The following is a 5,359-nucleotide window of genomic DNA, read 5'->3' as shown; positions in this document are numbered from 1 at the left end:
CCCATGTAGGAAAAGATGGCGCCCACCGTGGCGATGATGGCCGTCGCCATGGCGATGCGGTTGGTCATGGAGCCATGGTCGGCATCGGTGGGATGGGCGTGCTGGGCGGCATGCTCGACCGCATGGTCGTGCGGCCCGTGGACGTGGAAGCCGTGGGAGGACATGGTGGAGGGTGAAAAGAAAAAGGGTGGAAACGCTGGCGGTCTCAGACGGCGACCGGCGCCTTGATGGCTGGGTGGTGTTCGTAGCCGCGCACCTCGAAGTCTGCGAGCTGGTAGTCGAATAGCGTAGTACAAACTGCCAGTTTTTGTGTTGCTCTATTGCTATGTTGCTTGGTGCTCCGGCCGCCATCACGCAGCAGACGGTTGGACCCAAAGGGTCATGAGGGGCACTAAAAGTGCTTTCTACACGTCTGACTGATGCTCTTCGGAACGTGACGCCCGCCCTCCTGCCGCAAAATGCGCTGTTGGCTCAAGGCGCCATCTCGCCCAGGGGGCCTTGAGGGTCTTACCTTTAGCTCTCCTCAACTTCGTAGGTTTACGGCTCGGCCCAAAGCATACGAAACACACGATAACTTGATCAGATTGGTGCATGCATGAAGCAATACCTGGAATTGCTTGAAGACATTCTTCAAAACGGTGAGGTCAAAGGTGACCGAACTGGAACGGGGACGACCTCTGTTTTTGGTCGGCAGATTCGCCATAACCTCGCAAACGGATTCCCGCTCCTGACTACCAAGAAGCTTCACTTCAAAAGCATCGCAAATGAGCTGATATGGTTCCTCAGTGGAAACACGAACATCGCGTGGCTCAACGAGCACGGTGTTTCCATCTGGGATGAATGGGCGACCCGTGAAGGGGAGCTTGGCCCCGTGTACGGGAAACAATGGACTGCATGGCCCACCAAAGACGGCGGCTCCATCAACCAGATCGACTACGTCGTCAACACGCTCAAGACCAACCCCAACAGCCGGCGGATTCTGTTCCATGGCTGGAACCCCGAATACCTGCCAGACGAGTCAAAGAGCCCAGTCCAGAATGCCGCTGATGGACTGATGGCACTGCCTCCTTGCCATCTGCTGTACCAGTTCTACGTGGCGAACAACAAGCTGTCCTCGCAGCTATATATCCGAAGCTCGGACAGCTTCCTGGGGCTCCCCTACAACATCGCGTCCTTGGCGCTTCTGACACACATGTTGGCCCAACAGTGCGATTTAGTACCGCACGAGATTGTGGTCAGCATCGGCGACCTGCATGCCTACGCAAACCACCTGGAACAAATCCAGCTGCAGCTAACACGGTCGCCGAAAAAATTGCCGCAGCTAAACATCGTGCGTAAGCCCGACTCGATCTACGACTATCGCTTTGAGGACTTTCAGATCGAAGGCTATGACCCTGAGCCTGGGATTAAGGCTCCCATCGCTGTTTGAGTGCTCAATCAGAACGGCTATATCGGCCGCCACCGGGTTCTCCGTGATGCCACTGGTAGGCCTGAATCCTCGGCCTGCCCCAGAAGCTCACGCCAAGGTGATCTCGCCGCACTCCTGTTTGATGAGCAGGCCGCGGGCCAACAGAGCGTTGACCGTCGCGGGATGCTCGCTACGCGTCTTCCCAGATTTGGTCAGCCGATACAGCCCCCGAGGGGGCTCAAGACGGAGGGTACCGCCGTTTTTCAGACCCTCGACCAACAATTGCTGGGGCTCGCTCAGCTTCCCTGTGGAATGCGCCATCGCTCATCCTCTCGATCAATCTGTAACGAAAAATTAACTGACACAAGGCAGAGCCGAGAGATGGCTAGGGAGGTTGCTGAACCGTGCATCTGGCCAGTCATCCTGGCCGATGACATGAGCGCCATTCACGACGGCGCCAAGTTCGACGTGTCCGAGAACCATGTGGGCGCGCAGAGATCCGAGTCCACCATCGGCAACGATATAAGCCGATGCAGCAGGCCACCACAGGGGAGGGTCAACGCGCTCCCAAACAGCTTCGCGCATCTCCTCACGGATTGAGTCGATGCCATCGATACCAGTCAGAGACATATCCGTCTTCCTTTCAAACAGCGTAGCTATCGATCAAAAGCAGCAGCCAGCCCTGCAGAAGCGAAAATTCCAGTAAGGGGCTTCATGAGCGCATAAGCGCTCTCGTTTGCCACGAATCCCATCACCACATTGACCCGCTCCGATCGGTCCTGCGTTTCACCAGATTCGCCGATCTCATAGAGCCCAGCGTCGGCTCCAGCACCAGAGTACCTGTAACGCCGCCCTCGCAACTCCACGCAATCCGCGCCGACGCGAGTAACGCGTTGGAATAGCTTCACGCCACTGGCATCCTCATGCACCAGCCAATTCTCCGCAGAATCGCTGCGCAGGGCCTTCGCCAGGACCTCAGGCGTCAGATCCGCCAAGGTGACGTCTGGCCCGTAGCGCACAGCGTATCCGCAGTGCCGAAGCCGGGCTCGTCCTTCACCAGACGACCAACGTGGGTGAAGGAGATCGCGCCATCGCCAGAGGCGGTCGGCCGAATGGAATGGTCGTAGAAGCGGGAGGGATGAGGATTCTTTTTCATGCGACCTTGCGAGGTTCCGTTGTGCGATCAGAGATCGGTCATTGCGCACCGCCGCCGATGACCGCGTCTAACGCCTTGATCACCGGCCGCGTGTCGCCTTCCTTGGCGACGAATGCGACCGAATCCAGCAGCCGGCGGGCTGCTTTCATAGCCTTGGCCGCCGAAGTGGCTCCAGTCTCATTGACTTCGCGCCCCTCAGCCGCCTCGCGCTCATCGAGCGGGTCGTAGCCGAGCGCGGCGATGCGCTGGCGGCTCGTCCATTCATCCGCCATCTCGGCCAGCGTGTCGGGGTGCGCCTGGGCGTAGTCATAGAGGCGCAGGGCATCCATGCTGCTGCGCAGACCGAAGGACAGACTCTCGTTTTGCCAGCCCAGCCAGTCAGCGACGGCATTAAGTTGTTCGCGTGCGTTCATCCTCGATCTCCTCTATCAACCACACATGCAGGCAAAAAGAGGCGGCAGCCCCCTCAAGCCTTCGCCTTTGCTGCGCACAGCTCCAGCTCGCGAGCGAGGCTGGCAGCGTACTCAGGGCTCAACGCGCTACGTTTGAGAGCAGCAGCCGCTACGGCCAGCTTTGCAGCCATCTCTGCGTTCAGGCTTTCAGCAGCCTTCACCCGGCGGCACAGGCCAGGGTACGCGTTGATGGCAGTGGCCACATAGGTCGCCACGCCGGCCCGGTCGTTCAGCCAGTCCATGCTCTTGGCAGGGAAAGCGTTTTGCGGATAGGAGCTGCTCACAGCCATGCTGCCGAAGTTACCAACACGACCCACCACACGGTAGTCGGCGCCGTTGTGAACGAACAGCTGATCGCCCTGGGCGTACATGGTCATCGGCACGGGCGCCTTGACTGCCATTTGTGCGACGGTTGCTACTGCGTTCATGACGACCTCCTACTTCAATGACTCTACTATACCACGTTATTGTTAATTTGCACTTCAAGTCGCATCAGAAAACCATGCACAGCCGAAGTTCCGATCCTCGCGCCAACGGCGCGAAAAATCTCAAAAATTTTTCCTGCTCCATGCTTCCCGCCGCGAACCCGGCCGCTGTGCGGCACAAGAGATGCACTACGCGACAGACTCGGTAGATTTCGACAGGCCCTTGGTTCGCTTAGCCTTTGTCGCCTTGGCCTTGGTCTTCGCCTCCTTCAGTGCTTTCATGGCCAGCAGCTCGGCGTAACGAGCGATCACCGCGTCAGCCGTCAGGTACTTTGCATTCAGCCCCAGGTGCCAGGAAACACGTTGACGAACGCTGGCGATCAGCTGCGCCTCGGCTTCCATTCGGAACTGGGCCGAGCGCTTGGCCTCAGCAACCCGCTCCAGCAATTCAGGCGACAGGAGATGCGGCGCCACATCCGCAAGCCAACGGTTGCCCTGAAATCCGAAAGTGGAATCCGCTTCCAGCTCGACCATCACGCGGTACACGTCCTGATTAGCCTCGCAGTGCGCGGACGCGATCATGTCCTCCAACGACGACATGATGCAGAACACGCAACTCACGCGGCTGGTGAAATACCTGACATAGGCCTCATGCAGTTTGAGGCCTGCGTGCTTGATCGTGGCCAAAACGTCCTCTACGGGCCACTCGATGATGGCATTCCACGTGACGCCCATCCAATCCTTCCGCGAAAGCTTCGCATCAATGGAAGAGATAGGCGCCCTTTTTCGGCTCGCACTTTCTTCACGGCGCACGCCTGTGACATTTAAAATGTGGCTCCTCGGATACCGCCTCTTCAGCGCTGCAGCAATCGCCGCACTCCTACGGCTGAAACGGAATTGTTCAGACCGGACTACCTAGGGATGGTCTGCACGAATCGCTTTTGCCTGTGCTACGAAGTTGCCTGAGCGAAGATCTGCCGGTTTTTGGCGAATAGCGTGCAAACGCACACTCGTTTGCTGCGCGCGGGGCATCCCAACCCCCATCCGCAGGCATTACGCCCGCTGCACGCGCACCTGTGCCATCGCCAGCAATTTATGCCGGGCCATCCACAGGTTGCCCAACGCAAACAGCGTGACGATCTGCGCCGTGTTCTTCTTCAGACCCCGGTAGCGCACCTTCACGTATCCAAATTGCTGCTTGAGCACCCTGAAGGGGTGTTCCACCTTGGCCCGGATGCTGGCCTTGATCTGCTCGACCCGCTCCACCAGCGCCTGCACCGGGTGCTCTGGGTCCAGCGCCCGCCGCTTGCTGCGCTTCATGGCGATGTGCCAGCGTACGCCCGGGGTGGCATTGGGCCGCTTGTCCGCCCCTTGGTAGCCCGCATCCCCAAAGGCGTCCGTCTCCTTGCCGTGCAGCAGGCTGTTGGCCTCCACGACGTCCGAGACGTTGCCTGCCGTGCCCCGCACCGTATGCACCAGGCCCGAGTCGGCATCCACCCCGATGTGCGCCTTCATTCCGAAGTACCACTCGTTGCCTTTCTTGCTTTGGTGCATCTCCGGGTCGCGTGCCTTGCCCTCGTTCTTGGTGGAGGTGGGCGCTGCGATCAGCGTGGCATCCACCACGGTGCCAGCCTTCAGCTGCAACCCCCTGGCTTGCAAGAGCGCATTGACCGTCGCCAGGATCTGATCGGCCAGCTTGTGGCGCTCCAGTAGATGCCGAAAGCGCAGGATGCTTGACTCGCTGGGGATTTGCTCGTCCCAGTGGGACAGACCCGCGAAGTCCCGGAAGGCCGGCACATCGTGCAGTGCTTCTTCCATCGCCGGGTCGCTGAGCTTGAACCATTGCTGCATGAAGTGGATACGCAGCAGCGTGTGTACGGCAAAGGGCTGCTGGCCCCGGCGCCCGCTCTCGGGGGCG

General features: G+C 59.4%; 9 protein-coding genes and 1 pseudogene. 1 reads left to right on the top strand and 9 read right to left on the bottom strand.

The features are described 5' to 3' along the window. Positions 1–164, bottom strand: a pseudogene (locus tag BM070_RS25235) (DUF4337 domain-containing protein); the annotation flags it as partial. Positions 165–205: 41 nt separating this feature from the next. After that, positions 206–358: a thymidylate synthase gene (locus BM070_RS25350; RefSeq protein WP_353615613.1), complete on the bottom strand. Its 153-nt coding sequence runs from the start codon at positions 356–358 to the stop codon at positions 206–208. Positions 359–595: 237 nt separating this feature from the next. On the opposite strand from BM070_RS25350, the gene BM070_RS23760 reads away from it, so the two are divergent. Beyond that, positions 596–1,429, top strand: a complete 834-nt coding sequence (locus BM070_RS23760) for a thymidylate synthase (RefSeq protein ID WP_092942824.1) — start codon at positions 596–598, stop codon at positions 1,427–1,429. A gap of 87 nt (positions 1,430–1,516) precedes the next feature. On the opposite strand, the gene BM070_RS23755 is transcribed toward BM070_RS23760, so the two are convergent. The 7 genes from BM070_RS23755 to BM070_RS23725 all read right to left on the bottom strand — a co-directional run. After that, positions 1,517–1,729: a hypothetical protein gene (locus tag BM070_RS23755; RefSeq protein ID WP_092942821.1), complete on the bottom strand. Its 213-nt coding sequence runs from the start codon at positions 1,727–1,729 to the stop codon at positions 1,517–1,519. A gap of 335 nt (positions 1,730–2,064) precedes the next feature. Then, the gene (locus tag BM070_RS23745) at positions 2,065–2,403 is read right to left on the bottom strand and encodes a hypothetical protein (protein WP_139222994.1); all 339 of its coding nucleotides are present in this window, start codon (positions 2,401–2,403) and stop codon (positions 2,065–2,067) included. Beyond that, complete coding sequence (locus tag BM070_RS24945) at positions 2,391–2,564, bottom strand: hypothetical protein (protein ID WP_175518601.1); 174 nt, start codon at positions 2,562–2,564, stop codon at positions 2,391–2,393. The genes BM070_RS23745 and BM070_RS24945 overlap by 13 nt, the downstream gene beginning before the upstream one ends. A gap of 38 nt (positions 2,565–2,602) precedes the next feature. Further along, a complete protein-coding gene (locus BM070_RS23740; RefSeq protein WP_092942812.1) occupies positions 2,603–2,977 on the bottom strand; it encodes a hypothetical protein in 375 nt (124 codons plus the stop codon). Between the two features lie 53 nt (positions 2,978–3,030). Further along, positions 3,031–3,444 carry a hypothetical protein gene (locus BM070_RS23735; protein ID WP_139222993.1) on the bottom strand — a complete coding sequence of 138 codons (414 nt, stop codon included), beginning with the start codon at positions 3,442–3,444 and terminating at the stop codon, positions 3,031–3,033. A gap of 186 nt (positions 3,445–3,630) precedes the next feature. Then, complete coding sequence (locus BM070_RS23730) at positions 3,631–4,272, bottom strand: phosphoadenosine phosphosulfate reductase domain-containing protein (RefSeq protein WP_281245503.1); 642 nt, start codon at positions 4,270–4,272, stop codon at positions 3,631–3,633. A gap of 222 nt (positions 4,273–4,494) precedes the next feature. Continuing rightward, positions 4,495–5,359 (bottom strand): IS5 family transposase (locus BM070_RS23725; RefSeq protein ID WP_092942803.1); only part of this gene is annotated, 865 nt, incomplete at its 5' end.

The organism is Paracidovorax wautersii (assembly GCF_900113035.1).
In the GTDB taxonomy this organism is placed as follows: domain Bacteria; phylum Pseudomonadota; class Gammaproteobacteria; order Burkholderiales; family Burkholderiaceae_C; genus Paracidovorax; species Paracidovorax wautersii.
The sequence above is the reverse complement of the archived record's forward strand: the minus strand, read 5'-3'. Positions and strand labels throughout refer to the sequence as shown.